Genomic DNA, 25,880 nt, shown 5'->3' on the forward strand with positions numbered 1-25,880 from the left:
ATTCTCCTCATCGTCGCGCCCCTCTCGCCCGGGAACGTGACGGCGTCATGACAACACCAACAACGACTCGCGGTCAAGGGTCCGCATGAGCCGCATCGTCACCCGCTTCGCACCCAGCCCGACCGGGCGGCTGCACCTCGGCCACGCCTATTCAGCGGTGCGCGCCCATGCGCTGGCGCGGGAGAGCGGCGGCGCCTTCCTGCTCCGCATCGAGGATATCGATGGCACCCGCTCGCGGCCCGAGCATATCGATGGCATCCTCGCTGATCTCGACTGGCTCGGCCTCGATTATGACGATGCCATAAACTATCAGTCGGAGCGGCTGCCGCGCTATGCCGAGGCGCTCGACCGGCTGAAAGCGATAGGCCTTGCCTATCCCTGCTTCTGCACCCGCGCCGAGATCGCGGCGGAGATCGCCGCCAGCGCGCACGCCCCGCACGGCCCCGACGGCGCGCTCTATCCCGGCACCTGCCGCCGCCTGACCGCCGCGGATCGCGCGGCGCGGATGGATGAGCCCCACGCCTGGCGGCTCGATACCGAGGCGGCACTGGCTGAGGTGCCTAGTCCGCTCACCTGGGATGATGCCCACGCCGGCACGGTCTTCGCGCGGCCCGATGCGTTCGGCGACGTGGTGCTCGCGCGCAAGGACGCGCCGACCAGCTATCACCTCGCCGTCACGCTCGACGATGCCGCGCAGGGCGTCACCGACGTCGTGCGCGGCGCCGATCTCTTCGCCGCCACCCACGTTCACCGGCTGCTGCAGACGCTGCTCGATCTGCCGGCGCCGCGCTACCACCATCACCCGCTGCTCGCAGGCGAGGGCGGTGCGCGGCTCGCCAAGCGCCACGGCGCGCCGGCGCTCGCCGATCTTCGCCACGGGGGAATGGACGGCCCGGCGCTCGCGGCGGAGCTTCGTGAGGGCCGCCTCCCATCCGGATATTCGCTGGCACCGGCGGGCGTAGAGGACTAGAGAGGCGGCCATGCAGACGCTCCTCCTCATTCTCATCATCCTTGCTGCGCTGGCGACGCTCTACGTCCTGGTGCGCGGCGTTATCACGATGGCGCAGGGCAAGGACATCGGCGGCGTCCAGTCGCAATCGCTGATGCGCAAGCGGGTGATGTATCAGGCGGTGGCGATCGTCTTCGTCATCCTCTTCCTGATGCTCGCGCGCGGCGCGGGGAACTGAGCTGGTCAAGCTCAACAAGATCTACACCCGCACCGGCGACGCCGGCGAGACCGGGCTGGTCGATGGGTCGCGCGTGTCCAAGGCCGATCCGCGCATGGCGGCGATCGGCGATGTCGACGAGGCTAACAGCGCGATCGGCGTGGCGCTGCTCCACGTTGCCGATGCCGATACGCGCGCGATGCTGGGCCGCATCCAGAACGAGCTGTTCGATCTCGGCGCCGACCTCGCGACGCCCGGCGAGGATTTCGCGCCCGGCGAGATGGCGCTTCGCATCGTGCCCGATCAGATCGCGCGGCTGGAGCGCGAGATCGACGCGATGAACGCGAAGCTCGAACCGCTCCGAAGCTTCATCCTGCCAGGCGGCGGCGCGGCCTCGGCGCATCTCCATCTCGCGCGCGCGACTGTGCGGCGGGCGGAGCGGTCGGCGGTCGCGGCGGGCGGCATCAACCCCGCGGCGCTTCAATATATCAACCGCTTGTCGGATCATATCTTCGTGCTCGCGCGTCTTGTGGCGCGTGATGAAGGCGGCGACACTCTCTGGCAGCCGGGGCAGACCCGGAGCGCCTGAGCGAGGAGGCTAGGGCGATGGCAACCCAGAGCATCGGAGAGGACGAAGGGATTGCGGCGCGTTTCGCGGCGGTAAGGGCGCTCAGCCGCGACATCGCCGCGCCGCTCTCGGACGCAGATGCCACGCTCCAGCCGCATCCCGACGCGTCACCCGCCAAATGGCATCTGGCGCACACAACCTGGTTCTTCGAGACTTTCGTGCTGCGCGATTGCGTACCCGGCTATGCGCTGCACGACGATCGCTTCCCGTTCCTGTTCAACAGCTATTACGAGGGTGAGGGCGAGCGGCACGCGCGGGCGCGGCGCGGGATGATCAGCCGCCCCTCGCTCGACGAAGTGCGCGCCTATCGCGACCATGTCGATGCGGCGCTCGCTGCCGCGATCCCGGGGCTTCCGCCGGAGGCGCTGGCGCTGATCGAGCTCGGCCTCAACCACGAGCAGCAGCATCAGGAGCTGATGCTGATGGACCTCAAGGCCGCCTTCTTCGAAAATCCGCTCCACCCCGCCATCTGGCCGGCCCAGGCGCCAGCGCCGGTGACCGCTCCGTCGCCGCTCGGCTGGACCGAGGGGCGCAGCGGCATCGCGCGCATCGGCCATGACGGACGCGGCTTCGCCTTCGATTGCGAGGGGCCGGCGCACGACGTGCTGCTCCGCCGCCATGCGATCGCCGACCGGCTCGTCACCAACGGCGAATGGCGCACGTTCATGGACGATGGCGGCTATGAGATGCCAGCGTTGTGGCTTTCCGACGGCTGGGCCTGGGTGCAGACGGAAAAGGTCCGCGCCCCGCTCTATTGGGTGGAGCGCGATAGCGGCTGGCATCGCTTCGGTCTCGATGGATTGCAGCCGGTCGCCGCAGCGGAGCCGGTGATGCACGTCAATTATTACGAGGCGGACGCGTTCGCACGCTGGGCCGGTGCGCGGTTGCCGACCGAAGCGGAGTGGGAGAGCGCGGCCGCCGCCGCCGATCCCGCCGCCGGCCATCAGCTAGATGCCGCAGGTCCGGTGCGGCCGCTGCCGGGCGGCGCGCTGTTCGGCGATGTTTGGAACTGGACGGCGAGTGCCTATCTGCCGCATCCCGGCTTCGCGCCGGCCGAGGGAACGGTCGGCGAGTATAACGGCAAGTTCATGTGCGGGCAGTTCGTGCTGAAGGGCGCGAGCTGCGGCACGCCGCGCGGCCATTCGCGCGCCAGCTACCGCAATTTCTTTTACCCACACCAGCGCTGGCAGTTCGCCGGCGTGCGCCTAGCCAAGGATCTTTGATGCGCCTCAATTCATGTGAAGGCGGCCGGCGTGCCTCGTCGCTAGGCTGCGCACAATGACGGCTGATTATTCCGACAGCATCGGTGGGGCGGAAGCCTCTACCGCGGATCCCGCTTTCAGGGCCGATGTATTGGCCGGCCTCGCCGCGCCGATCCCTGCCATCCCGGCGCGCTGGCTCTACGACCGGCGCGGCTCCGAGCTGTTCGAGGCGATCACCGATCTTCCCGAATATTATCCCACCCGCACCGAGCGCGCGTTGCTGGAGGCGCATTGCGGCGAGGTCGCGGCGATCGCGGGAACGGGTGATGCGGTGGTCGAGTTCGGCTCGGGCTCGTCCGCCAAGACGCCGATCCTGCTGCGCGCGGTCGAGCCCGGCGCCTATGTTCCGATAGATATTTCGGGCGATTTCCTGCGGGAGTCCGCCGATGCGCTGGCGGCGGACTTTCCGGGCCTGGACGTGCTGCCGGTCGAGGGCGATTTCATGCGCCCGATCGCGCTTCCCGATGCGGTGGCCGATATGTGCAAGCTCGGCTTCTTTCCCGGCTCGACGATCGGCAACCTAGTGCCGCGCACCGCTGTCGACCTGCTGCGCGCGATGCGTGATACGCTCGGCACCAACGCCTATCTCCTCATCGGCATGGACCGCATCAAGGATGTCACCATCCTCGTCCCAGCCTATGATGATGCGGCCGGGGTTACGGCCGAGTTTAATCTCAACCTCCTGCGGCGGATCAATGCCGAGCTGAACGGCAATATCCCGGTCGAAGCCTTCCGCCACCGCGCGATCTGGAACGATGCCAAGGCGCGGATCGAGATGCATCTGGAAGCGATCGAGGACGTGGAGTTCACGATCGAGGGTCAGCGTTTCGCTTTCGCCAGGGGCGATACGATCCACACCGAGAACAGCCACAAATACGGCCCGCGCGACGCACGCCTGCTGCTCCATGCGGCGGGCTGGGCGGTAACCAAGGAGTGGGCCGACGCTGACGATCAGTTCGCTCTGCTGCTCGCCCATGCCGAGCCGCCGCGCGTCGCGCCCTAGGCGCTCATCCGCATCGGCGCGCCCTGCACCAGCTCACTGGCCCGATCGTAGCTCATCGGTTTTCCGAACAGATAGCCCTGGATCTGGTGGCAGCCGAGATCCTTCATCCGCATGAAATCGTCGGCGGTCTCGACGCCTTCCGCGGTGATCGTCATGCGGAAATTGCGCGCGAGCTGGACGATCGACTGGATGATCGCGACCGTCTCCTTGTTCTCTGCGGCTTCGCGGACGAACGAACCGTCGATCTTCAATTTGTGGAACACGGCCTTGTTGAGATAGCCGAGCGACGAATAGCCGGTGCCGAAATCGTCGAGCGCGATGCCGACGCCGAGCGCACGGAGCCGCTTCAGCACGTCGAGCGCGCCGGCGCTGTCCTCCAGGAACACGCTTTCAGTCACTTCCAATTCTAGCCGGTCGGGCTGGATGCGGTGGCGGCTGATCGCGCTGTTCACCGTTGCGGGCAGCGAGGGCAGCACGAGCTGGCGCGCCGACATGTTGATCGCGACCGAGATATGCTCGGGCCAGGTCGCGGCGGCGCGGCACGCCTCCTCCATCACCCATTCGCCCAGCGGCACGATGAGGCCGGTTTCCTCGGCGAGCGGGATGAAGTCGTTGGGCGGCACGAGCCCGCGGGTCGGGTGATGCCAGCGGACCAGCGCCTCGAAGCCGGTCAGGCTCTGGTTGGATGCGTCGATCAGCGGCTGGTAGAGCAGGCGGAGCTGGCCGCTCTGGATGCCATGCGCGAGATCCTTTTCCAGCCGGATGCGGTGATCCGCTGCGCTCTGCATGTCGGCATTGTAATGGCAGAAGATGCCGCGGCCGTTGGCCTTCGCCTGATAGAGCGCGATGTCGGCCTTCTGGATGAGATCGTCGACGCTCTGCCCGTCGATCGGGCCGAACGCGCAGCCGACCGAGACGCCGATGCGAATCTCGACCTTGCCGAGATGATAGGGCGCCGCGACCGCCTCGATGAGATTCTCGGCGAGCTTCTCGATCCGCGTGCGGCTCTGCGCGTCGCGGATGACGATGGCGAATTCGTCGCCGCCCATGCGGCCGACGATGCCCATCGGCCCGACTTCCTTCACCAGCCGCTGGGCGACGCTCTTCAGCACCAGATCGCCCTTGGGATGGCCGAAGGTGTCGTTGACCGGCTTGAACCCGTCGAGATCCAGAAACAGCACCGCGCAGGGTATGGTGTCGGCGCAAGCCGCGGACAGCGCCTCGCCGAGAAGCTGACGGACGCGGCCGCGGTTGGGCAGGCCGGACAGCACGTCCATGTTGGCGAGATTGGTCAGCCGCTCCTGATTCTTGCGGAAATCGGTGATGTCGGTGCCGACGCCGCGGAAACCCTGGAAGCGGCCCGCCATGTCGACGACCGGATCGCCGGCGAGGCTCACCCAGCGGGTGCCGCGCCGCGTGCTGATCTCCATCTCGAGATTGGCGAACGGCTTCTTGGCGAGCAGCATCTTCCCTAGCGCACCGTTGCCGCCGAGTGCCGCCGGGAGCGAATGGCCGATGATCTGGCTCGCCGACCGGCCGAGCAGCGTGATCATCCGGCTGGAGATGTAGACGACGCGATTTTCGGGATCGACCTGCCAGAGCCAACCGGCGCCACGATGTTCATACTCGTCGAGCATCGCGCGGATCGATTCCGCCGACGCCTTGACCGAGGCCATGTCCTTGAGCTGGGCGAACACCCAGCGCGTCAGCCGTGCGACGCCCGTGACCGCGATGACCGCAACGCCGATGATGGCGATACCGATGCCGGTGTGCATCGCGGCGCTGAACCAGTAGGCGAGGCAGAGTGCGACGGTGATGGTCGCCATCCACGCCATCGCCGCGACGGGTATCGCGGCCAGCGCGATCGCGGCGATCAGCATCGCCCCCATCGCGCCGCCGATTACCACCTGCACTTCGTGCGGCTGGGTGGCGAAGGCCCAGGCGGGGAGCGAGGACCAGAGTGCGCCGAGCGCCGTCACGGTAAGGATCGGGCGCCAGCGCGTGCCGGCCGCGGCGCTGCGGCTGCCCGCGGCGGTTCCGGCGTCGATCGTCTTGCGGCAGGCGAGCCAATGCGCCGCGCTCAACAGGCAGAGCCAGCCCGCGATCAGCGGTGTCGAGGCGTTGCCGTACAGCCCCCAGGCAACGAGCAGCGCCGCGCCGACGGCTGAAATGGCGAAATAGGGCGCGAACAGCGCGGCGACGGCGAGCTGGCCGTTGCGCAGATGCGCTTCGACCAGCCGGTCGCTTCCGTCGCCATAAGCGAGCGGATCGCCCGCCGGTCTTTCAGCGATGTCGATCTCGGTGCCGGCGTCTACGGAAACTGGGGTCTGATACATCAACTACCCGCGCGGCTGGTGGGAAAACCCGCACTATCCCCAAGGGCTTGACGGTTGGTTAAGGCGCGAACCCGGGTGATCGGCACTCGGCGAAAAAGCGATCCGGTTCGCGGGCTGCGCTATTGTCGGGTCAGCGGGCCGATTTGGCGCGGCGCAACAAGATCGCAACGCTCCGGACTTTGCCGCGTCGCAAATGGGCCTCACCACAATTGATGCATTTTTGCACCAGTGCAACGATAAGGCCACAACAGGTGCTTCATGTCTTGCGACTCTTCTGCCTCTGGTCTAGTGGCCGAATTTGGCATGTCGCTTCTGGTAAGTGCAGAGCCAGAATGAGTTTAGGCTCGAAGGAGGATATAATGCTCTCGAAGAAGATCTCCGCCTTGGCTGCGAGCGCTCTGCTCCTCGCGTCCAGCGCGGCCGTCGCGCAGACGGCTCCGTCGGCTGGTGCCGGCGCGCTTTCCGTCAGCTCGGCTCTGATGCAGGATTCGGTTGAGGACAGCGGTGGCTGGTCCACGGGCGCCGTCGTTGGCGTGCTGTTCGGCATCGTCGTGATCGCCGCCGTCGTGTTCGGCAGCGACGACGAGCGCGATACCCCGGTCAGCCCGTAACAGGCACGACCGGCCGGCCTTCGGGCCGATCGAGTTAGAGAGCGCCCCGGCGGTTCCGCCGGGGCGTTTTCGTTTGTGGGGCGTCAGCGCAGCCGCGTCGCCGCTTTCATCCCGGCGACGAACGCGCGCACGGTCTCAACCGGCTCGGCGGCTTCCGCGATCCGCCCGACGATCGCCGATCCCGAGATGACGCCCGCCGCTCCCGCGGCCAGCGCAGCGCGGACGTGCGCCGGCTCCGATATCCCGAACCCCAGCACCGGCGGCGGCGCGCGTTCTTCGGAAAGCGCGGTGAACACGGCATCATGCTCCAGCCGCATCTCTGTGCCGGCGCCGGTCACCCCGGCGCGCGCGACGCAATAGGTGTAGCCGCCGCCCAGCCCGGCGATTCGCGCGATGGTGGCGCGCGGCGTGTTCGGCGCGGCGATCAGCACCGGCGCGATATCGTGCGCGCGGGCAGCATCGGTGAACGGCCCCGCTTCCAGCGCCGGTACGTCGGCGAGCAGGACGCTGTCGACGCCGGCTTTGGTGCAGGCCGCGTAGAAGGCGTCCACGCCGCGCGCGGTCGCGATGTTGGCATAGGTGAGTATGCCGACAGGCACGTCCGGGTGCCGGGCGCGGAAGCCTGTGATCAGATCGAAGCAATCTGCGGGCGTCACACCGCGGGCCAATGCGCGTTGCGCCGCCGCCTGGATCACCGGCCCGTCGGCGACCGGATCGGAAAAGGGGATGCCGACCTCAATCATGTCGGCGCCGCCCGCGGCGAGCGCATCGAGGATCGTCGCGCTGGTCTCCAAATCGGGATCGCCGAGCATGACGAAGGCACCGAACGCACCCGCATTCTCGCGCCGCAGCCGCGCGAACATCGCGTCGTAGCGGCTCATGATGCCGCGCCCAGCAGACGCTGTGCCTGCGCCATGTCCTTGTCGCCGCGACCCGAGATGTTGACGAGCAGCACGCGCTCTTCGCCGTCCTCTTCGGCGAGCTTGAGCGCATGCGCCAGCGCATGCGCCGATTCGAACGCGCAGACGATACCTTCGGATCGCGCCAGGCGGGCAAAGGCGTCGAGTGCCTCGGCATCACTCGCGCCGACGTAGCGGGCGCGGCCACTGTCCTTCAAATGCGCGTGTTCGGGGCCGACTGCCGGATAGTCGAGCCCGGCGGAGACCGACCAGGTAGCGTCGATCTGCCCGTCCGCATCCTGCAGCACATAGGTCTCGGCGCCGTGGAGGATGCCGCGACGGCCGCGCAGCAAGGTTGCGCCATGCTCGGTCCCATCGAGCCCGCGCCCCGCCGCCTCGACACCGATCAGCGCGACTTCGGCATCGTCGATGAAATCGGCGAACAGCCCCATCGCGTTCGATCCGCCACCGACGCAGGCGATCACCGCGTCGGGCAGCCGGCCTTCCTCGGCCAATATCTGCATCCGCGCCTCGCGGCCGATGACGCGCTGGAACTCGCGCACCATCAGCGGGAAGGGGTGCGGGCCCGCGACGGTGCCGAGCAGATAATGGGTGTCGGCGAAGCTCGCCGTCCAGTCGCGCAGCGCCTCGTTCACCGCATCCTTCAGCGTCCGCCCGCCCGATTCGACCGGCACCACCTCGGCGCCCATCAATTCCATGCGGAAAACGTTAAGCTGCTGCCGCGCGACATCGTCGGCGCCCATGTAGACGCGCGTCTTCAGGTCGAAGAGCGCGCCCGCCATCGCCGTCGCCACGCCATGCTGGCCGGCGCCGGTCTCGGCGATCAGCCGCGTCTTGCCCATCCGCCTGGCGAGCAGCGCCTGTGCCAGCACCTGATTGGTCTTGTGCGCGCCGCCGTGGAGCAGATCCTCGCGTTTCAGATAGATGCGGACGCGATCGTCGCCGAGGTTGCGGCAGCGGGTGAGCGGCGTCGGCCGACCGGCATATTTGCCGAGCAGCGCCGCAAGCTCCGCCTCGAAGGCGGGATCGTCCTGCGCGGCGAGGAAGGCGGCTTCCAGCTCCTCGAGCGCGGGGACCAAGATTTCGGGGACATAGGTGCCGCCATAGGCACCGAAGCGGTCGGGCATCAGCATCGCGGCGCGTCTCCGCGCGACGGCGTGCGTAGCGCATCGAAGAGCGCGGCGACCTTGTTGGGGCATTTCCGCCCGGGCGCGGCCTCGACGCCCGAACCGACATCGAGTGCGAACGCGCCGACGCGCGCGGCGGCGGCGGCATTGGCAGCGCCGATACCGCCGGCGAGCAGCCCGTTCGGCAAATCGGGACGCGACGCCACCTGCGCCCAATCGAAGCTTCGCCCCGTTCCGCCGCAGCGTCCGGCGACCTTGGTGTCGAACAAGGTGCGGTCGGCCCCGGCCCGCGCAGCCGCGGCGGTGCCGTTCACCGCGCTCGCAGCCCAGATTTCGCAGCCTTCGGGGATACGGCGGCGGAGTGCGGCGACATAATCCGCATCCTCGCTGCCGTGGAGCTGCACCGCACCGAAGGGGCCGGCAGCGGCGGTGTCTGCGACTTCGGCCAGCGGCGCATCGCGGAACACCGCGACCGGGCTCATGCCTTCCTGCGCAGCAAACGACGCAAGCTCGACAGCACGCTTAGGCGTCACGGCGCGCGGGGTTCCGGGGACGATCACCATCCCGGCATAGCGCGTGCCGCTCGCCGCAGCGTCGAGAATGCCGGCTGCGCGGGTCATTCCGCACAGTTTGATGCGGCCGAACGCGAGCTGTCGCGCCGCTTCGGCGGGGTCGGCGGCGCGCATCAGCGACGATCCGACGAGGAAGGCGTCGGCGTGAGGCGCCAGTCGCGCGACGTCCGCGCGCGATGCGATGCCCGATTCGGAAACAAGCTTGCGATCGGCCGGGACCAGCGCGGCGAGCCGCTCGGTGACGGCGAGATCGATGGTCAGCGTCTTCAAGTCGCGGTTGTTGATGCCGATCAGCGGCGCGCCGAGCGCGACCGCGCGGCGTACCTCCGCTTCGTCATGCGCCTCGACCAGCGCGTCCATGCCGAGCTGCCGCGCGACCGCGATCATCCGCGCCGCCGCTGTGTCGTCGAGCACCGAAAGCATCACCAGCACCGCGTCGGCCCCGTGCAGCCGCGCCTCGGCGATCTGGCGCGCGTCGATCACGAAATCCTTGGCGAGCAGTGGCCCGTCGAACGCCGCGCGCACCGCTGCCAGATCGGCGAGCGAGCCGCCGAAATAGGGCGTATCGGTCAACACGCTCACCGCATCCGCCGCGCCGCGATAGGCGCGGGCGATAGCGGCGGGATCGGCGTCTTCGCGCAACGCGCCCGCGGACGGCGAGGCCCGCTTCACCTCCATCACGAAGCGTGCGCCCGGCCTGGCGAGCGCGGCGCGGAGGCTGCGCCGCGTGGGCCGGGCATGGCTCATCAAGTCGGAGAGGCTCCGCCGCCCGAGCCGCGCCGCGACATCCACGCGCTTGCGGGCGACAATTTCGGCCAGCATGTCAGCCACGCACAGCCTCCACGAAGGCAGCGAGGGTGCGGCCCGCGGCGCCCGATGCGAGCACGTCGGCGGCGAGGCGCACGCCGGCGGGGAAGTCCGCCGCGATTCCCGCGGTCATCAGCAGCGCGCCTGCGTTGAGCGCGACCACGTCGGCCTCGGCCGCGGAGCCCTTGCCGTCGAGCAGCGCTTTAAGCCGCGCCGCATTCTCCTCAGGCCCGCCACCCGCGATCGCGTCCATCGGCCGCGGTTCGATGCCGACGTCTTCGGCGTAGAGGAAGATCGTCTCGATCTCGCCATCCTGGAGCCGCGCGGCCTCGGTCTCGCCGTGCAGTGCGACCTCGTCGAGCCCCGAACCGTGGACGACGAGCGCGCGCTGAACGCCGAGCGCCGCGAGCGTCCGCGCCACCGGCACCAGCAGCGTGCGATCGGCGACGCCGAGCAATTGCACGCGCGGCTCGGCCGGGTTCACGCACGGGCCCAGAATGTTCATCACCGTCCGAACCTTCAGCGCACGGCGCACCGGCCCGGCGTGGCGGAGGCCGGGGTGGTAGAGCGGCGCGAAGAGGAAGCAGAAGCCGGCCTGGTCCAACGCGCGGCGCGACACGGAGGCATCGACGTCGAGTTTCGCGCCCAGCGTCTCCAGAACGTCGGCCGATCCGCAGCGCGAGGTGAAGGAGCGATTGCCGTGCTTGGCGACCGGCAGCCCGGCGGCGGCGGCGACCAAAGCGGCGGCAGTGGAGACGTTGATCGATCCCGATCCGTCGCCGCCGGTGCCGCAACTGTCGGCGAACAGATAGTCGGGCCGCGGGAAGGGCGCGTCGGCAGCGCGGAGCGCCCGCGCGGCACCGATCAGCACCGGCGCGGTCTCGCCCTGCAGCCGGAGCGCGACGAGCATCGCTGCGATCGCGGTTTCGGACAGCGCACCGGCGACGAGCGCGGTGAAAAGGTGAGAAGCGGCGCGCTCGTCGAGCCGGTCGCCCGAAAGCAAGCGGGTGAGCGCGGTCTCGGCCGGGTCGGTCTGCGGCGGGGTGGCGAGGGTAAAGGGGCGGGTAAGCTGATCGACGGGATACATGGCGAAGTCCTTGAAGCTGCGGCGCAAAAGAAAAGGCCCGCCGGATGGGCGGGCCTTGATCGGGAACACGAAGCGCTAGGGAGTCTTCGTCACCATCGATGCTGGGCAGCCGCCGGCGGGGTGGAAGTCCACCACCAGCGCCACGCACGCGACGAAACCGGCGCCGGGAGGGCGCGCATGGCTTCGATCGGGAACGTGCAGGTCTTCATCGCCCTTAAGGCTCCGGGATTTGTGCGCCGCGGTCAAGCCGGATTCGCACGCGCCCTTGCCCGCCGCCCGGCGGCGGTGCTTTAACGGCGCGCATGACGATGCCGCTGCTCCATGATTATTGGCGATCCTCGGCCAGCTATCGCGTGCGGATCGCGCTCAATCTCAAGCGGATCGCCTATCGCCACCATCCGGTCGATCTCGCCGCGGGGGCGCAGAAGGATGCTGCCTACCGCGCGATCAACCCGCAGGGCTTCGTGCCGATGCTGGAGATCGACGGTCATGCGATCCCGCAGAGCCTGGCGATCATCGACTATCTCGACGCGATCTTCCGCGATCCGCCGCTGGTTCCCGCAAACGCGGCGGACCGCGCGCATGTGCTGGCGCTGGCGCTGGCGATCGCGGCGGACATCCATCCGGTGAACAACCTGCGCATCCTCAAATATCTCGCCGGGTCGCTCAAGCAGCCGGAAACGGCGCGCGACGATTGGTACCGGCATTGGCTCGCGGAAGGGCTGCAGGCGCTGGAAGCGATGGCCGCGGCGCGTGCCGGGCGCTTCCTGTTTGGCGATACGGTGACGCTCGCCGACATCTGCCTGGTGCCGCAGATGTACAATGCGCGCCGTTACAAGCTGCCGCTCGATCCCTATCCGCTGCTGGTGCGGGTCGATGCGGAAGCGCAGGCGCTGGAACCGTTCGCCGAAGCGCATCCCGACCGCTTCGTGCCGGATGTGCAGAAATCATGAGGAGAGGATGATGGGCCGCATCGAGGCAATGGGACGCGAGATGGCCGATGCCACGGCGCTCGCGCAGGTCGATATCCCCTCGCTGAAGGGGAGCGTGAGCGAGGAGGAGTGGAAGATCCGCGTCGATCTCGCCGCCGCCTACCGCCTCGTCGCGCATTACGGGTGGGACGATCTTATCTTCACCCATCTCTCCGCGCGCGTGCCCGGGCCGGAGCATCATTTCCTGCTCAATCCTTATCAGCTCACCTTCGAGGAAGTGACTGCGTCGAGCCTGGTCAAGGTCGACATGAGCGGCAATCCCGTCGGCCCGACACCCTTCTTCACCAACGCGGCGGGCTTCACCATCCACTCCGCGCTGCACATGGCGCGCGAGGATGCGCATGCGGTGATCCACCTCCACACCCCGCACGGTCAGGCGGTGGCGGCGCAGTCGGAAGGGCTGATGCCGCTGACCCAGACTGCGATGCTCGTCCGCGACGACATCGCCTACCACGATTATGAAGGGGTCGCGGTCGATCTCGACGAGCGCGAGCGGATCATCGCCGACATGGGCGACAAGGGCATGATGCTGCTGCGCAACCACGGCACGCTGGCGGTGGGCGAGACGGTGGGCGAGGCGTTCCTGCGCATCTATTTCCTCGAGCGTGCCTGCGAGGCGCAGGTGCTGGCGCTCTCGGCCGGCGCCGGCAACGTGAACAATCCGCCGCAGGGATCGCCCGAAGTGACCGCGCAACAGGGCAAGATGGGGCTGAAGATGGCCGCGGGCGCGCTCGCCTGGCCGGCGCTGCTCCGCAAGGCCTATCGTCTCGATCCCAGCTTCGCGACCTGAGCCCGGCTCAGATGCGGTAAGGCCGCACCTTGCTGAACAGCCCCTCCCGCGATGTGACGGCGAGCTTGGTGTAGATCTGGCGGATGTGTGATCGCGTGGTCTCGATCGAGACCTTGAGGTCGCGTGCCACTTCGTCCGCGGTCTGGCCGTTGAGCAGCCGGCCGAGCACGCGATGCTCGGCGGGGGTGAGCTGGAACACGCGGTCGAGATCGGCATAGCGCGTCGTGAAGGCGCTGCCGCTCCGGTAGAACATCAGGCCGATGTAGCGCTGGCCGTTCTCGTCCAGCCCGATCTCGGTCGCGCGGAAGAGAACGTGGCCGTCGCCATCCTCGCACGGCAGCGCCCAGGTGCAGGTCGACCCGTCACAGGATTCGACGAAGCCGGCGAGCTGTTGCTGAAATGCGGGATTGGTGGTGGCGAGCTGTCCGTCGCGCAATTCCAGATCGTGCCGCCGCTCCAGCTCCGACTTCGCCGCGCCGTTAGACCATATATATTGCAAATCTTCATCGACGATCAGCCGCGATTGCACGTCGCGCTCGACCCAGCCGAGAGCGAGACTTTCGGCGAATGTTTCGGGACCAGTCCCGTTTCCCGCTTTCGCCTGCATCCCCACCCCAATCGCCTGTACAAGCTGGAGTTTTCTAAAGGACCGGTACCCTGAGGCCCCCGATCAACCCGGCGCGCCGAGGTAAACACCAGCAGGTAACAAGCTGTCAACCGGTAGTGCCGCGCTGCAGCGCACAAAGGATAATGCTGATGGATGCTACAAGAAATGCCTGTGGATAACCCCGTATTCTATACTTATGCCCCAGTATAGTTATACTTTCTTAACTATATATTTGAACTTGGGAAGGATGGCGCGTCCCGATTTGGGTCATGATCCTAAGACGGCACATTTGGGCTTTTAGGGCTTACATGTCCCAACGCTACGGAAAAGCAGGAAAAATCTTGCAGAACGCTCCAGCAGCAGCACTTTCTTAACCATACTGCAGCCTCCTTCCCCAACTTTGGGGATGCGGCCAGCCCCGCCTCCGCATTAATACATCGTCAACCAACTCGGGGGGTCCGAGTCGGATCTCGGATGCGGGGTGCTGGATTTGCGCTTTTTCGCGGGGAGCTTTGTGTGCCTGAGCCTGGCGGCGGTCGCTGCCCCGGCGATGGCCACGGCGTCCGACTCCGATACCATCACGATCGACGTGAAAGCGAAGATCGAAGAGCGTTGCGGCATCGCCGCCAACGGCCCGACCAGCAGCGCCTCCACCCCCAATCTCGAAGCCGCGACCACGCTCAACTTCGGCTTCAAGCTCAATTGCAACGTGCCTTTTGCGATCGGCGTCAGCTCCGAGAACGGTGCGCTCCGCCTTTCGACCGCCACCGGCAATGCGAACAGCGCCAACGGCTTTTCGGTCGAGAAGCCCTACAATGTGAAGCTGCGCGTCGATACCGACGGCCAGCCGCTGACGCCCGACCAATGTTCGTCGGACGCGCTGGTCCGCAATTCGGGCGGCTGCGCCTTCTTCGGCAAGACTCCGGGCCAGGGCCTTCGCTCCGGCCAGCGGACCGCGATCAACCGCGAAGGTTCGATCGAGGTGAGCTGGCCGTCCGATGCGAGCTCGGGCCAGCGCCGCGCCGCCGGCATTTACCAGGATACGCTGACCGTGGTCGTGGGAGTGAGAAACTGACGCACGGTTGAAACGAGATTTGTGGATCGGCGGACGGGGATGTCGCGATCGACCGCAAGAAGGGCGCCGGGCCCAAACCCGGCAGCAAAAGTAAGTGTGATGGGAGAATGATTATGAAGAAGATCCTTCTGACCGCGGCGGTTGCCGTCCTTGCCGGCCCGGCGTTCGCGCAGAGCACCCAGGGTCCGCAGACCCAGACCTGGGACATCAACGGCGACAACCCGCCGAAGTGCCAGATCAGCACGAACAGCAACAGCATCACGCTGCCGGCTGATTCGATCTCGAACGATCAGGGCCGCGCTCGCGGCAACCTCGGCCAGCGCATCGCCGCCGGCCTGAACGGCACCAACCCGCGTGCATGGTGCACCGGCGCGCGCAACAGCGTCGTGCTGACCCGCACCCCGCTGACCACCGGCGACGGCTCGGTCAACAACGGCTTCAACCAGGCGGTGATCTACGACATCGCGGTTGACGTTCAGGACGCGCAGCGCGTCGACGGCTTCCGTCCGATCGAAGGCTCGTCGGATGGTCCCGGCAACGGCCCGGGCGTCGGTGTCGGCGCTTCGACCCCGGTCAGCAACTTCGGCGCGACCGGCTAGGGCAGCCGCCTCGACTTCTCCAACGAGTCGGGCAGCACCTCGGAAGCGACCACGAACGGCACCGGCGACGGCGACCGCTCGAACTACCCGGGCAACAACGCTCGTCTGACCGCCGGTAACTACACCGGTCAGGTCGTTCTGACGATCACCCCGGGCAACTAATCGCCTGATCGAGAGTTCGGGGTGGGTCCAAGGCCCACCCCGGATTTCCCCTCTTTCCCCGAGGCTCCATGTCCAGGATCGCCGCCTTCGCCATTGCTGCCGCCTTCATCGGCACGCCGGCGTTTGCGCAGGGCGGATCGACGGACGCGACCGACAGCTCGCTCAGCCTCGTCATCAACGCGCAGGTTGCGCCGCGGTGCGAAGTCTCCGCTAACGGCAACAGCGCCTATATTTCCGACGATCTCTCCGACACGCAGGGCTTCGCCCGCGGCAATGTCGGCCAGCTCGTCGCCGCGAAGCTCAACACGCTGGGCGTCCGCGCCTCGTGCACCGGCACCGCCAACCGCCTGACGCTGACGCGCACCGCCATGGTGCTCGCCGACAGCGACGGCAGCGCGACCGCCAACGGCTTCAACCGCGCCATCATCTACGACATCGCCGTCAGCGTTCCCGGCGTCGTTACCGGCAGCACGACCGGTAACGGCAATGGCAACGGCAACAATAACGGCGGCAACACGCAGACCGGCGGCAACGGCAACGGCAACAACGGTTGCGGCAACGGCAATGGCGGCCCCAACGGCAGCAAGCCGGGCTGCGGCGGCGGCGTCACCACCGGCACCTTCACCGATGCGACCACCGACGGCGCGGTCGGCGTGACGCTGGGATCGTTCACCAACAGCCAGCTCACCTTCGCAAATGCCGACGGCTCGCAATCCGAAGCGGTGGTTTCAGCCACCGCCGCGGACGGGCCGCGCGACGCCTTCTCGCGCGGCGATGCGCGTCTTGCTGCCGGCCAATATGTCGGCACCGTCGTCCTGACCTTGAGCCCGGGGAGCTGAGATGAAAGCGTTGCGCTTCCTTCTTCTGGCCGGCACCGCCGTCGCCTCCGCCGCCCAGGCGCAGGACACGCGCGACGTGCAGCAGGAAATCTGGTTCATCAACGGCGATGTGCCGCCGCTCTGCCTGCTCGGCGAGCTGACCAACGCCAATGGTGAATTCGCGATGGGCGTGCTGAGCGACAGCATCACCGGGCTGCTCCGCCGCGATCTTGCCGCGCCGTCGAAGCGTATCGCCGCCAGCTTCTGCAACTCGCCGTCGCAGCTTTCGATCGAGGCGGAAGAGATGCTTCCGGTCGATGCCGGCGGGACGCCGCGCGAGGGATTCGGCCGCCGCGTCAATTTCGTCGCGACCGCCAGCGGCTGGACCGACCAGCCCGCTTCGTACGACACCTCCGGGCCCGTCATTCAGCCCACCGCTGTGCGCCTCCAGCCGCAACCGCGTGAAGGCGACATCATCATCGACGTCTCCGACTTCGAGATGCAGGGCGGATCGGGCATCCGCCCCGTCGCCAGCCGCCGTTATCAGGGCACCGTCACCGTGACGCTGGCGCCGACGCCATGATCCGCGCCGCGCTCCTCCTCGCGCTTGCCGCCGTCGCCGGCCCTGCCTTCGCGCAGGATGCAGAACTGCCCGACGGCGGCGACCAGAGCGATTTTATCGTCACTGGATCGGTGCCCGAACTGTGCACGCTCGGCGAGCCGACGATCTCCAACACCTCGGCGCCGCTCAACGTCCGGACGATCATCGGCCGCGTGATCCGCATCGAGGAGATGATGGACCCGGCGACGCTCTCGACGCAGGCCGCATCGATTGAGATCGCGTTCCAGGGTTTCTGCAATTATCCGTACGAGATCGCGCTCGCCTCGGACAACAACGGGCTTTACCGGCAAATCGCCGGCGGCGCGGTGCCGCTCGGCTTCGCCAATGCGGTGCCTTACATGGCGGAGCTTCGCCGTGACGAGGACATGATCCGGCTTGACGCCGACGCGCTCAGCCGCCGCGAGCGCCGCGGCGCTCCGGTCGACGCCGAGCCGACCGCTTCGCCGCTGCTGCTTCGCCTGCAGGTGATGCCGGGCGCGACCAACATCACCACCCAGGCGCCGCTGCTCGCCGGCGAGTATCGCGACACCATCCGCATAACGGTAGGCCCGCGATGATGAAGACGCTGCTCCGTCTGTCGCTTGCGGTTTCGGCCGGCCTCACCGCCTCCGCCGGTTTCGCGCAGGTCGTCACCGACCCCATTCCCGAATCGCTCGAGCGATCGATCGTGTTCGAGGGCGAGGCGACGCGCGCCTGCCTCATAGAAGCGCCGACGGTGGACAGCCAGGTCAACACCCGGCTCGATCGCGCGGGCGGCGGCGTCAACGTCGCGCTTTCGCCCACCGGCTTCATCGATCCGGAAACCGGCGTGCCGCGGCAGTCGGGCATTTCCTTGAGCCTGCCGATCACCTGCAACACCGCGCACCAGCTCCGCATCGCCAGCCGCGAAGGCGCGCTGATCCGCGAGGGTGCCGGCACCGACACGGGCGCGTTCCGTTCGCGGCTCGATTTCGACGTCGAGGTCAATTGGGCCGGCATTACGCGCACGTTCAGCACGCAGAACAGCGCGCAGCTCATCATTCCGGTGCCCGATGCCGCGACCGGCCAAGCGAGCATAAATATTTCCATTCCGGGCGGCGGCGCCCCCCTTGCCGCCGGTCAATATGGCGATACGCTGATCGTCGAGGTCGAAGCGACATCTTAACCCTATCTGGTCCAACCCAGCCTTCCCCCGTTAGCGTCGAGTGAGTCTATGAAGCCCTGGATCAAGAAGTTTGCGCTGATCGCAGCCGCGCCGATCGCCATCGTGACCGCGGCAGCCACAGCTTATGCGATGACTGTACAGCCGGTGATCATCGATCTGTTCCCCTCCGGCCGGCAGATGTCGCAGGTCATCCAGGTTCAGAACACCTTCCAGACCCAGCTTCCGGTGGAGCTTCGCGCGCAGACCGCGACGTTCGAGAATGGTGCGCTGAAGGCCGCGGGCGGCGAAACCGACGATCTCCTGATCTTCCCGCCGCAGGCGCTGATCGAGCCGGGCCGCACGCAGTCTTTCCGCGTGCAATATGTCGGCGATCCCGAGCTCGCGCAGAGCAAGCATTTCTACGTGACGGTCGCGCAGCTTCCGGTGAAGCTGCCCGAGGGCCAGTCCGCGGTGCAGGTGCTCTATAATTTCCAGGTGATCGTCAGCGTCGGCGTGCCCGGCGCCAAGCCCGCGCTGCAGGTGACGAACGCGACGATCTCGACGACGGGCGATGGCCAGCCGCGCGTGTCGCTGAACCTTTCCAACAATTCGAACACCTACGGCTATCTTTCTGCCGGCAGCCTGAAGATCGTGCAGCGCGACGCGGGCGGCAAAGAAGTGTATAGCCGCACATTCTCTCCTGCCGAGATTCAGCAGGAGATCGGTTTCGGACTCGTGGGGGCGGGGCAACAGCGCGAAATGCTGACTCCGATCGTATTGCCACAGGCAGGGGGGACGCTTGAGGCAGAGTTTACACCACGTCGGGGCTAAGCGCCTCAAGGGGGCGCTGAAGGCCGGAGTCGCGACCGCCCTGACGCTGGGCGGATCGATCGCCTATGCGCAGGACGCGGCCCCGCCGCCGCCTTCCGCCGCCGCAGCTTCGCCCGAGGCGCCCGCGCCCGTCGCACCGCCGGTTCCCGGCGGCGCGGGGCCGGTCACCGACGTCGCCGTCACCGCCGAGCCGCAGCAGAGCGCCGTCCAGGCGCCACCCGCGGTCGAGGCGCAGCGGCTCAACCCGACCGGCCGCGACGTGCCGCTCACCGCGCCGCTGCGCGACGGCGTGTTCATCCTCGGCGAGATCGATTTCGTGCTCGGCGCGGACGACAGCGTCCGGGTCAATGCCGCCCGGCTAACCGAATTGCTCCGCCGCGTGCTCGCCGCGCGCCGCGCCGAGGAGATCGAGGCCGCACTCGCCGGGCAGCGCGAGGTCACGACCCAGCGCTTGGCCGAGCTTGGCTATCCGCTGCGCTACGATCCCGAGACGATCGGCCTCGTTATCGACATTCCGGCGGGTGCGCGCACCACGCAGGATCTGGCACTGGCGCAGCTTTCCGACGATCTTCTCGGCGAGGTCGATCAGCCCGCCGGGTTCAGCGGCTACGTCAACTTCCGCAGCTCGTTCGATTACGTCTGGCAGGGGCTCGACAAGGGCTTCCAGGATCCGTTCATCCTGATCGACAGCGCGTTCCGCCTCAACGGCGTCGTCTTCGAGAACGAGGCGACGACGCAGCTCGGCTTTTCGGACAACGGCCAGACGCGCTTCATCCGCGAGGGCACGCGCTTCGTCTACGACGATTTCAAGACGCTGGCGCGCTGGACGGCGGGTGATCTGCTGCCCACGGGCCGCGGCTTTTCCGGCACGACGCAGCTTTCCGGTCTGTCGATCGTCCGTTCCTATTCGACGCTGCAGCCGCAGCGCAACGTCCAGCCGCGCGGCGAGCGGACCTTCACCATCGTCCGCCCCTCGACGGTCGAGGCGTTCATCAACGGTCAGCCGGTGCGCCAGATCCGGCTCCAGCCGGGCACCTACAACGTCCGCGACTTTCCGTTCACGCAAGGCTCGAACGACGTCCGTCTGGTCGTCACCGACGATGCCGGCGTGGTCGAGACGATCGAATTCTCGCTGTTCTTCGATCGCACCCTGCTGGCGCCGGGAATCACCGAATTCGCGCTCTATGGCGGCGTCCGCTCGCCGACGATCGGCCGCTCGCGCGACTATCGCTTCGATGAGCCGGCGGCCTCGGGCTTCATCCGCCGCGGCCTCAACGAGCGGCTGACCGCGGGCGCCAACTTCCAGGCGCAGCGCCGCGGACTCGTGGTCGGCGGCGAAATGGTCGCGGCGACCAAGATTGGCACGATCGGCGGCGATCTTGCGGTGTCGACGGTCGACAATATCGGCACCGGCTACGCCATCAACGTCGGCATCCAGCGCAGCTTCGGCGGCTCGGCCTCGGTCGGCCGCGCGGTGGGCTTCACCTTCGAGCATCGCAGCCGCAATTTCGCGACGCCCAACGACGTGATCGCCGACAACCGCTTCGATTTCGAGCTGGGCGCAACCTATTCGCAGGCGCTGAGCGAACTGCAGTTCGTCTCGGTCACCGGCCGCTACGGCAAGGGCCGCGACGCATTTGACGACGAAGTCAGCGCGCGCGTTACCTACGGCTACCGCCTGTCGCCGCGGCTCAACCTCGCTGCCGAGGCGGTCTACGAAGACCGGCAGATCGGCCGCCGCGACTATGGCGTGCGGCTGACGCTGACCTATCGCTTCGATCAGCGCTCGACCGGCATTGCCGAGATCGACACGCGGTTCGAGCGCGCGCGCTTCGGCTATCAGACTTCGCGCGGCGACGGCGTCGGCGCCTGGTCCGCTTCGGGCGACGTCGATGTCGATTACGGCAGCGGCCTCGTCGGCCTCGACGGCAGCGCCACCTATACCGCCAACCGCGCCGATATCGGCTTCAGCCACGCGACCGCTTTCTCCACCGGCGGCGGCAGCATAACGGATCAGCGATCTTCGTTCCGTCTTGGCACGGCGATCGCGCTGGCCGAGAACAAGCTTGCCCTCTCGCGGCCGATCTTCGACAGTTTCGCCATGGTTGCGCCGCATCCGAGTCTCGGCAAGGCGGATGTCTATGTCGATCCGCGTGAGAACCGCTATTCGGCGAAGTCGGGCGTATTCGGCCCGGCGGTCGAGCCCGATCTCTCGTCCTACGCCGATCGGGTGGTCAGCTACGACGTGCCCGACGCGCCCGTCGGCTACGATCTCGGCCGTGGCAACTTCCGCGTCTTCCCGCCCTATCGCTCGGGCTATCTCGTCACCGCCGGCTCCGATTATTCGGTCACCGGCGTCGGCACGCTCTACGATCAGAACGGCGCGCCGGTCAGCCTGCTCGCGGGCCGCGCCTTCGAGGTCGCGAACCCGGATCGGGCGCCGGTGACGGTGTTCACCAACCGCGGCGGCCGCTTCGGCATCCAAGGCCTTCGCCCCGGCAAATGGCGGATCGAAATGCCGACCGAACCGGCAAGCTCGGTCATCATCGACGTGCCGGAAGGTACGCAGGGCGTCATCCGCCTCGGCGACGTCAAATTGGGAGCAGCACAGTGAAAAGGCTCGCCATCTGCCTCGCGCTGGCCAGTGCCGCGCTGGCTTCGCCCGCACTCGCGACCTCGTCGCGCTGCGCGCAGTTCGAGATCCTGGGCAATCAGGGCGACGAGAAGTACGATCCGTTCAGTGCGCAGGATCTGCGCAAGAACTTCCAGGTCAAGGTCACCCGGCTCGACGATTCGGCTACCTCGGTCCAGTTTCTGCTGGTCGACGGCACGCCGGAGCGTGACGGCGCGCGGGTCGGCACGTTCGGCCCTGCCACTTACGATATCGAGTGGACGCAGGACAATTCGCGCCAGGTGTTCGTCGCCGGGCCGCAGGTGATCACCGCGCTCAACGGTGCGCGCGTCGAGTTCGGCCGCGGCCGCAACGCCGTCGCCACCACCGGCTTCCAGCTCTACGTGCCGCGCGGCCAGGTCGCCGCGGCGGGCACCCAGTCCGAACAGCTCATCGTTAGATACCAGTGTTTCGGCGGCAAGGACCGGATCGGCGGCGAGAACGAGCAGCTCACGGGCCAGATGGAGATCGCGCTGCGCATTCCGCGCTATGTCGCGGCCTATATCGGCGGCACCAACCAGCGCCGCGGCGAGATCGACTTCGGCACGATCAGCGCGACGAGCGGCAACCTCAGCAAGGCGATCTCGGTGACCGCACTGAGCACGGTGCCTTACCAGGTGAGCTTCGGCACCGACAATGGCGGCAAGCTCAAGCGCAACGCGCGCGAAGCCGACGGCATCGATTACCGCATGCGCTATGCGGGCGTGGACGTGAACCCGGGCGACCGGCTGACCTGCCCGGTGACGCCGGCGCCGCTCGGCAAGATCGACGAGTTCGCGGTGACGCTCGATCGCAACGCGATCGCGCGTCTGCCGGCCGGCGATTATGCCGATGTCGTGACGCTCACCTTCGAGCCGCGCGATGGCGGTATGGCCACGCGCTGCGGCGTCTGAGCGCTAACGAATCGATGGGAAAGGCGAGGCGCGACCCTTAGAAGGTCGCGCCCTTGGCCTCCGCGCGGAACGACAGCGACGACAGTTCGACGGCTTCGTCGCCGAAGCGGATCGCGACCGCATTCTGCTTGATCGCAGGCGCGTTCGAATCGACCACCACCGTCTCGCCGGTCGGCGACAGCGGAATCTGCGAACCACCCACCGAGAGCGTCGCCCCGTCGAGCCCGGCCGGATGGCGGAGCAGGATGCGGTATCCGTTGGGCTGATTGCAGAATTCGGACATGGTGCCGAGATCGATCGCACCGGCGTCGCTGCGCGGCGCGCTCGGGAATTCCACCCGGCAGATGGTGGGGACGATACCGCTGATGCGGATTTCCATGCGCGCCGGTTCAGCATGCGCGATGGCGGGAGCAAGGGCGAGCGCCGCGGCAAATGCCAGCGGAACGCAGATCATGGTACGCATAGGCTCTACTCGACATGACGCGGCTAAGCCGCCGGACGGTGCCTTGCTAATCCGTACCTGCTCAACATGAGGTAATCAGGCGGAGTTAACGGCGTATTAGGGAAGATCGCACCGTTACGCCCCCGTGTCAGTCCGAGGCGATTCGCACCGCGCCGTTTACCTTTCGGTAACCATATCGACGTGGATCAGAGGATTTCGTCCTCGTCGGGCATCGTGTCGGCGAGCTTGCGCTCAAGCCGGTCGTAGCGCTCGCCGAGCCGCGAGGCATTCTCGACCTTGGCGATGTGGAACAGCGCGTCGCCCTGGTTGATCGCCGGAATGTTGGCGCGGCCGATGATGATCCCGCCGATGCTCGCCTTCAGCTCGGTCTCGCTCTCGCCATAGGGATCGGCGACGGTGCCGATCTTCTCGCCCTCCGCGACATGGTCGCCGATGTCGCGGAACGGGCGGAAAAGCCCGCTGCCATCGGCGCGCACCCATTTGCTGCCGATCGCGAGTTCGGGCGGCGGGCGGCGCGGGTTGCGGCGGTCGGTCATGCCGAGATGCGCCATGACGCGCAGCACGCCCTCCAGTCCGACGCTGACCGACAGGTCGTCGACGCGCAGCCCCTCGCCGCCTTCATAGACGATCACCGGCACGTCCATCGCCTGCGCGGCCTGGCGCAGCGATCCTTCGCGCAAGCCGGAATGGACGATGATCGGCGCGCCGAACGCCTGGGCGATCTCGTAGGCGCGCTCCTGATGGCTGTCGACCCGGATCTGCGGCAGGTTCGATCGGTGGATCGCGGCGCTGTGCAGATCGATCCCGCAATCCGATCGGCCGACGATCTCTTTGAGGAACAGATGCGCAAGCTGCGCGGCAAGCGATCCGCGCGCGGCGCCGGGGAAGCTGCGGTTCAAGTCGCGCCGATCGGGCAGATAGCGGCTGTGGCCAATGAAGCCGAAGGCGTTGACGATCGGCACCACCAGCAACGTGCCGCGCTTGAGGCCGATCGAGCGCGCGGCGAGCAGCTTGCGGCAGATCGCGACCCCGGTCAGCTCGTCGCCATGCACCGCGCCGCTGACGAACAGCGTCGGCCCGTCTTCCCCGGCGTGACACACCGACACCGGCAGCGCCATCGGCGTGCGGTTGGCGAGCGCGGTCATCGGCAGGCTCACCAGCTTGCGCTCGCCGGCCGCCACCTCGATGCCCCCGATCGAAAATGGCGCGCGCGTCATCGTCTCAGGCCGTCCTTCCGGTGCGCTTGCGCCCCTGCTTGGCGCTCTTCTCGATGAATTCCACGATCTTGCCCGCGACGTCCACACCCGTCGCCTGCTCGATCCCTTCGAGGCCCGGCGAGCTGTTGACCTCCAGCACCAGCGGCCCGCGCGCGGCGCGCAGCATGTCGACGCCGCAGACGTTGAGGCCCATCGCCTTGGCGGCGGCGATCGCGGTGCGGCGTTCGGCGGGGCTGATCCGCGCCGGTCGCGCCGATCCGCCGCGGTGGAGGTTCGACCGGAACTCACCTTCCTTGCCGCGCCGGATCATCGACGCGACCACGCGCCCGCCGATGACGATGCAGCGGATGTCCTCGCCGCGCGCCTCGGCGACATATTCCTGCACCAGGATGTTGGTGTTCACCCCGCCGAACGCCTCGATGATGCTCTCCGCCGCGCGTTCGGTCTCGCCCAGCACCACGCCGATGCCCTGCGTCCCTTCCAGGAGCTTCACCACCACCGGCGCACCGCCGGCGAGCCTCACCACCTCCTCGGGGTTCGAGGTGCGGTGCGCGAAGACGGTTGCGGGGAGGCCGATGCCCTTGCGCGCGAGGATCTGCAGGCTCCGCAATTTGTCGCGTGAGCGCGAGATGGCGATCGACGGATTGACGCAATAGACGCCCATCATCTCGAACTGGCGGACGACGGCGGTGCCGTAGAAGGTGACCGACGCGCCGATGCGCGGGATCACCGCGTCATAGCCGTCGAGCAGCCGTCCGTTGCAATGCACGCGCGGGCGCGCGGAGGCGATGTCGAGCGTGCAGCGGATGTGGTTGACCGGATCGATCTCGTGCCCGCGCAGGCGCGCTGCGGCGATCAGCCGCTGGTGCGAATAGAGCTGCGGGCTGCGGCACAGCAGGGCGATCTTCATGTCGGGAGGGACTCGGCGGGGCGGACCGCTCCCGGCAGCCGTTGCGACTGGCGGAAGGAGCGCGCGGGATCGATGATGAAATGCCGCCGAATCGCCGAGCGGCCCAGCAGCATCCGGAAGCCCATCAGGTCGCGGTTGGCCAAGGTCAATTCGATTTGCCATTCGGCGTCGCCAAGCCGTGCCAGCGTCTCGATCACCAGCCGCGTTTCGCACCCGCCGTTGGAACTGCGCACCCTCCGTTCGTCGACCACTGCGGCGATGCAGGCATATTCGGGCCGGCGCTGGCGCTGGATGGGGTGAAGCATGAATTCGACATGAGGTGCGCCGCCGTCGCTGAACCGGCGGGTGCGGAAGCTGTGGATGGCCGAGGTGCGCGCGCCGCTGTCGATCTTGGCGAGAGTGGGGATCGGCGCCAGCAACGGCAGCCCGACCCATTCGCGCCATCCGATCACCGGCCGCTCGCGCCTCGCCATCGCCATCCCCCGCTGGGCCGCGCTCTTCTATCAGCCCAAATGGCTGTTGGGAAAGGAGAAGAAGCCGGGCCGGCTGGCGGCGGACCACATGGGTGGGGGGAGGGCCCGCCGCCGC

The 25,880-nt window shown here is 67.5% G+C and carries 27 protein-coding genes; 17 read left to right on the forward strand and 10 right to left on the reverse strand.

Going from position 1 to position 25,880, the window contains the following annotated elements; genetic code table 11:
- Positions 1–85: 85 nt before the first annotated feature.
- From gluQRS to egtD, 5 genes are read left to right on the forward strand one after another with little or no spacing between them, the layout of a single operon-like run.
- Positions 86–970, forward strand: a complete 885-nt coding sequence (gluQRS, locus tag B9N75_RS06155) for a tRNA glutamyl-Q(34) synthetase GluQRS (protein ID WP_085218007.1) — start codon at positions 86–88, stop codon at positions 968–970.
- 10 nt (positions 971–980) lie between these two features.
- Positions 981–1,187 (forward strand): HIG1 domain-containing protein, encoded by a 207-nt coding sequence (locus B9N75_RS06160; RefSeq protein WP_085218008.1) that lies wholly within the window; start codon positions 981–983, stop codon positions 1,185–1,187.
- Between the two features lies 1 nt (position 1,188).
- Positions 1,189–1,755, forward strand: coding sequence for a cob(I)yrinic acid a,c-diamide adenosyltransferase (locus tag B9N75_RS06165; RefSeq protein ID WP_085218009.1), 567 nt, complete (start codon positions 1,189–1,191; stop codon positions 1,753–1,755).
- A 17-nt stretch (positions 1,756–1,772) separates the two neighbouring features.
- Positions 1,773–3,017 carry an ergothioneine biosynthesis protein EgtB gene (gene egtB / locus B9N75_RS06170; protein WP_085218010.1) on the forward strand — a complete coding sequence of 415 codons (1,245 nt, stop codon included), beginning with the start codon at positions 1,773–1,775 and terminating at the stop codon, positions 3,015–3,017.
- A gap of 55 nt (positions 3,018–3,072) precedes the next feature.
- Positions 3,073–4,059 (forward strand): L-histidine N(alpha)-methyltransferase, encoded by a 987-nt coding sequence (gene egtD, locus B9N75_RS06175; protein ID WP_085218011.1) that lies wholly within the window; start codon positions 3,073–3,075, stop codon positions 4,057–4,059.
- Here the strand turns inward: egtD and B9N75_RS06180 are convergent.
- A complete protein-coding gene (locus B9N75_RS06180) occupies positions 4,056–6,395 on the reverse strand; it encodes a putative bifunctional diguanylate cyclase/phosphodiesterase (protein ID WP_085218012.1) in 2,340 nt (779 codons plus the stop codon). The genes egtD and B9N75_RS06180 overlap by 4 nt on opposite strands.
- Positions 6,396–6,754: 359 nt before the next feature.
- Here B9N75_RS06180 and B9N75_RS06185 point away from each other — a divergent pair, with 359 nt between their 5' ends.
- Positions 6,755–7,006, forward strand: a complete 252-nt coding sequence (locus tag B9N75_RS06185) for a hypothetical protein (RefSeq protein ID WP_157123724.1) — start codon at positions 6,755–6,757, stop codon at positions 7,004–7,006.
- 83 nt (positions 7,007–7,089) lie between these two features.
- Here B9N75_RS06185 and trpA read toward each other — a convergent pair whose 3' ends face one another.
- Genes trpA through trpD form a run of 4 tightly spaced genes read right to left on the reverse strand, consistent with a single transcriptional unit; the run spans position 7,090 to position 11,519 of the window.
- On the reverse strand, positions 7,090–7,887 hold the full coding sequence (trpA, locus tag B9N75_RS06190) for a tryptophan synthase subunit alpha (RefSeq protein WP_085218014.1): 798 nt from the start codon (positions 7,885–7,887) through the stop codon (positions 7,090–7,092).
- Positions 7,884–9,059 carry a tryptophan synthase subunit beta gene (gene trpB, locus B9N75_RS06195; protein ID WP_085218015.1) on the reverse strand — a complete coding sequence of 392 codons (1,176 nt, stop codon included), beginning with the start codon at positions 9,057–9,059 and terminating at the stop codon, positions 7,884–7,886. The genes trpA and trpB overlap by 4 nt, the downstream gene beginning before the upstream one ends.
- Positions 9,053–10,447, reverse strand: a complete 1,395-nt coding sequence (trpCF, locus tag B9N75_RS06200; RefSeq protein WP_244552482.1) for a bifunctional indole-3-glycerol-phosphate synthase TrpC/phosphoribosylanthranilate isomerase TrpF — start codon at positions 10,445–10,447, stop codon at positions 9,053–9,055. The genes trpB and trpCF overlap by 7 nt, the downstream gene beginning before the upstream one ends.
- A gap of 1 nt (position 10,448) precedes the next feature.
- On the reverse strand, positions 10,449–11,519 hold the full coding sequence (gene trpD, locus B9N75_RS06205; protein WP_085219434.1) for an anthranilate phosphoribosyltransferase: 1,071 nt from the start codon (positions 11,517–11,519) through the stop codon (positions 10,449–10,451).
- 302 nt (positions 11,520–11,821) lie between these two features.
- Here trpD and maiA point away from each other — a divergent pair, with 302 nt between their 5' ends.
- Together maiA and B9N75_RS06215 are read left to right on the forward strand one after the other, a co-directional pair.
- Entirely contained in the window at positions 11,822–12,472 is a 651-nt protein-coding gene (maiA, locus tag B9N75_RS06210; protein WP_085218017.1) for a maleylacetoacetate isomerase, read from the forward strand.
- Positions 12,473–12,482: 10 nt separating this feature from the next.
- Positions 12,483–13,301, forward strand: a complete 819-nt coding sequence (locus B9N75_RS06215) for a class II aldolase/adducin family protein (protein ID WP_425292416.1) — start codon at positions 12,483–12,485, stop codon at positions 13,299–13,301.
- Positions 13,302–13,308: 7 nt separating this feature from the next.
- On the opposite strand, the gene B9N75_RS06220 is transcribed toward B9N75_RS06215, so the two are convergent.
- Positions 13,309–13,908: a helix-turn-helix domain-containing protein gene (locus B9N75_RS06220; protein ID WP_085218018.1), complete on the reverse strand. Its 600-nt coding sequence runs from the start codon at positions 13,906–13,908 to the stop codon at positions 13,309–13,311.
- 550 nt (positions 13,909–14,458) lie between these two features.
- Here B9N75_RS06220 and B9N75_RS06225 point away from each other — a divergent pair.
- The 9 genes from B9N75_RS06225 (at position 14,459) to B9N75_RS06265 (ending at position 22,702) form a co-directional block, all read left to right on the forward strand.
- Positions 14,459–14,983, forward strand: coding sequence for a hypothetical protein (locus B9N75_RS06225; RefSeq protein ID WP_172840827.1), 525 nt, complete (start codon positions 14,459–14,461; stop codon positions 14,981–14,983).
- 113 nt (positions 14,984–15,096) lie between these two features.
- Positions 15,097–15,582 carry a hypothetical protein gene (locus B9N75_RS06230; RefSeq protein WP_085218020.1) on the forward strand — a complete coding sequence of 162 codons (486 nt, stop codon included), beginning with the start codon at positions 15,097–15,099 and terminating at the stop codon, positions 15,580–15,582.
- Positions 15,583–15,812: 230 nt separating this feature from the next.
- On the forward strand, positions 15,813–16,583 hold the full coding sequence (locus B9N75_RS06235) for a hypothetical protein (protein WP_085218021.1): 771 nt from the start codon (positions 15,813–15,815) through the stop codon (positions 16,581–16,583).
- A 1-nt stretch (position 16,584) separates the two neighbouring features.
- Positions 16,585–17,145, forward strand: coding sequence for a hypothetical protein (locus B9N75_RS06240; protein WP_085218022.1), 561 nt, complete (start codon positions 16,585–16,587; stop codon positions 17,143–17,145).
- Positions 17,142–17,741 (forward strand): hypothetical protein, encoded by a 600-nt coding sequence (locus B9N75_RS06245; RefSeq protein ID WP_085218023.1) that lies wholly within the window; start codon positions 17,142–17,144, stop codon positions 17,739–17,741. Before B9N75_RS06240 ends, B9N75_RS06245 begins: the two co-directional genes overlap by 4 nt.
- Positions 17,738–18,328: a hypothetical protein gene (locus B9N75_RS06250; RefSeq protein WP_157123726.1), complete on the forward strand. Its 591-nt coding sequence runs from the start codon at positions 17,738–17,740 to the stop codon at positions 18,326–18,328. The genes B9N75_RS06245 and B9N75_RS06250 overlap by 4 nt, the downstream gene beginning before the upstream one ends.
- 48 nt (positions 18,329–18,376) lie before the next feature.
- On the forward strand, positions 18,377–19,138 hold the full coding sequence (locus B9N75_RS06255; protein ID WP_085218025.1) for a fimbria/pilus periplasmic chaperone: 762 nt from the start codon (positions 18,377–18,379) through the stop codon (positions 19,136–19,138).
- Positions 19,107–21,752 carry a fimbria/pilus outer membrane usher protein gene (locus B9N75_RS06260; RefSeq protein ID WP_085218026.1) on the forward strand — a complete coding sequence of 882 codons (2,646 nt, stop codon included), beginning with the start codon at positions 19,107–19,109 and terminating at the stop codon, positions 21,750–21,752. The genes B9N75_RS06255 and B9N75_RS06260 overlap by 32 nt, the downstream gene beginning before the upstream one ends.
- Positions 21,749–22,702, forward strand: a complete 954-nt coding sequence (locus tag B9N75_RS06265) for a hypothetical protein (RefSeq protein ID WP_085218027.1) — start codon at positions 21,749–21,751, stop codon at positions 22,700–22,702. Before B9N75_RS06260 ends, B9N75_RS06265 begins: the two co-directional genes overlap by 4 nt.
- 37 nt (positions 22,703–22,739) lie before the next feature.
- Here B9N75_RS06265 and B9N75_RS06270 read toward each other — a convergent pair whose 3' ends face one another.
- The 4 genes from B9N75_RS06270 to B9N75_RS06285 all read right to left on the reverse strand — a co-directional run bounded on the left by B9N75_RS06270 (position 22,740) and on the right by B9N75_RS06285 (position 25,765).
- The gene (locus tag B9N75_RS06270; protein WP_157123727.1) at positions 22,740–23,165 is read right to left on the reverse strand and encodes a hypothetical protein; all 426 of its coding nucleotides are present in this window, start codon (positions 23,163–23,165) and stop codon (positions 22,740–22,742) included.
- 185 nt (positions 23,166–23,350) lie between these two features.
- The gene (locus B9N75_RS06275) at positions 23,351–24,382 is read right to left on the reverse strand and encodes a succinylglutamate desuccinylase/aspartoacylase family protein (RefSeq protein ID WP_085218029.1); all 1,032 of its coding nucleotides are present in this window, start codon (positions 24,380–24,382) and stop codon (positions 23,351–23,353) included.
- A gap of 4 nt (positions 24,383–24,386) precedes the next feature.
- Complete coding sequence (gene rimK / locus B9N75_RS06280; protein ID WP_085218030.1) at positions 24,387–25,292, reverse strand: 30S ribosomal protein S6--L-glutamate ligase; 906 nt, start codon at positions 25,290–25,292, stop codon at positions 24,387–24,389.
- Complete coding sequence (locus B9N75_RS06285) at positions 25,289–25,765, reverse strand: ATP-dependent zinc protease family protein (protein WP_085219436.1); 477 nt, start codon at positions 25,763–25,765, stop codon at positions 25,289–25,291. The genes rimK and B9N75_RS06285 overlap by 4 nt, the downstream gene beginning before the upstream one ends.
- Positions 25,766–25,880: the final 115 nt, after the last annotated feature.

The sequence above is a fragment of the Allosphingosinicella indica genome (assembly GCF_900177405.1).
GTDB classification, from domain to species: domain Bacteria; phylum Pseudomonadota; class Alphaproteobacteria; order Sphingomonadales; family Sphingomonadaceae; genus Allosphingosinicella; species Allosphingosinicella indica.

Excerpts from the sequence above, each read along its gene's own strand:
- gluQRS (WP_085218007.1), top strand. The coding sequence starts at position 86 with ATGAGCCGCATCGTCACCCGCTTCGCACCCAGCCCGACCGGGCGGCTG.
- B9N75_RS06160 (WP_085218008.1), top strand. The coding sequence starts at position 981 with ATGCAGACGCTCCTCCTCATTCTCATCATCCTTGCTGCGCTGGCGACG.
- egtB (WP_085218010.1), top strand. The coding sequence starts at position 1,773 with ATGGCAACCCAGAGCATCGGAGAGGACGAAGGGATTGCGGCGCGTTTC.
- egtD (WP_085218011.1), top strand. The coding sequence starts at position 3,073 with ATGACGGCTGATTATTCCGACAGCATCGGTGGGGCGGAAGCCTCTACC.
- B9N75_RS06180 (WP_085218012.1), bottom strand. The coding sequence starts at position 6,395 with ATGTATCAGACCCCAGTTTCCGTAGACGCCGGCACCGAGATCGACATC.
- B9N75_RS06185 (WP_157123724.1), top strand. The coding sequence starts at position 6,755 with ATGCTCTCGAAGAAGATCTCCGCCTTGGCTGCGAGCGCTCTGCTCCTC.
- trpA (WP_085218014.1), bottom strand. The coding sequence starts at position 7,887 with ATGAGCCGCTACGACGCGATGTTCGCGCGGCTGCGGCGCGAGAATGCG.
- trpB (WP_085218015.1), bottom strand. The coding sequence starts at position 9,059 with ATGCTGATGCCCGACCGCTTCGGTGCCTATGGCGGCACCTATGTCCCC.
- trpCF (WP_244552482.1), bottom strand. The coding sequence starts at position 10,447 with ATGCTGGCCGAAATTGTCGCCCGCAAGCGCGTGGATGTCGCGGCGCGG.
- trpD (WP_085219434.1), bottom strand. The coding sequence starts at position 11,519 with ATGTATCCCGTCGATCAGCTTACCCGCCCCTTTACCCTCGCCACCCCG.
- maiA (WP_085218017.1), top strand. The coding sequence starts at position 11,822 with ATGACGATGCCGCTGCTCCATGATTATTGGCGATCCTCGGCCAGCTAT.
- B9N75_RS06215 (WP_425292416.1), top strand. The coding sequence starts at position 12,483 with ATGGGCCGCATCGAGGCAATGGGACGCGAGATGGCCGATGCCACGGCG.
- B9N75_RS06220 (WP_085218018.1), bottom strand. The coding sequence starts at position 13,908 with ATGCAGGCGAAAGCGGGAAACGGGACTGGTCCCGAAACATTCGCCGAA.
- B9N75_RS06225 (WP_172840827.1), top strand. The coding sequence starts at position 14,459 with ATGGCCACGGCGTCCGACTCCGATACCATCACGATCGACGTGAAAGCG.
- B9N75_RS06230 (WP_085218020.1), top strand. The coding sequence starts at position 15,097 with ATGAAGAAGATCCTTCTGACCGCGGCGGTTGCCGTCCTTGCCGGCCCG.
- B9N75_RS06235 (WP_085218021.1), top strand. The coding sequence starts at position 15,813 with ATGTCCAGGATCGCCGCCTTCGCCATTGCTGCCGCCTTCATCGGCACG.
- B9N75_RS06240 (WP_085218022.1), top strand. The coding sequence starts at position 16,585 with ATGAAAGCGTTGCGCTTCCTTCTTCTGGCCGGCACCGCCGTCGCCTCC.
- B9N75_RS06245 (WP_085218023.1), top strand. The coding sequence starts at position 17,142 with ATGATCCGCGCCGCGCTCCTCCTCGCGCTTGCCGCCGTCGCCGGCCCT.
- B9N75_RS06250 (WP_157123726.1), top strand. The coding sequence starts at position 17,738 with ATGATGAAGACGCTGCTCCGTCTGTCGCTTGCGGTTTCGGCCGGCCTC.
- B9N75_RS06255 (WP_085218025.1), top strand. The coding sequence starts at position 18,377 with ATGAAGCCCTGGATCAAGAAGTTTGCGCTGATCGCAGCCGCGCCGATC.
- B9N75_RS06270 (WP_157123727.1), bottom strand. The coding sequence starts at position 23,165 with ATGCGTACCATGATCTGCGTTCCGCTGGCATTTGCCGCGGCGCTCGCC.
- B9N75_RS06275 (WP_085218029.1), bottom strand. The coding sequence starts at position 24,382 with ATGACGCGCGCGCCATTTTCGATCGGGGGCATCGAGGTGGCGGCCGGC.
- rimK (WP_085218030.1), bottom strand. The coding sequence starts at position 25,292 with ATGAAGATCGCCCTGCTGTGCCGCAGCCCGCAGCTCTATTCGCACCAG.
- B9N75_RS06285 (WP_085219436.1), bottom strand. The coding sequence starts at position 25,765 with ATGGCGAGGCGCGAGCGGCCGGTGATCGGATGGCGCGAATGGGTCGGG.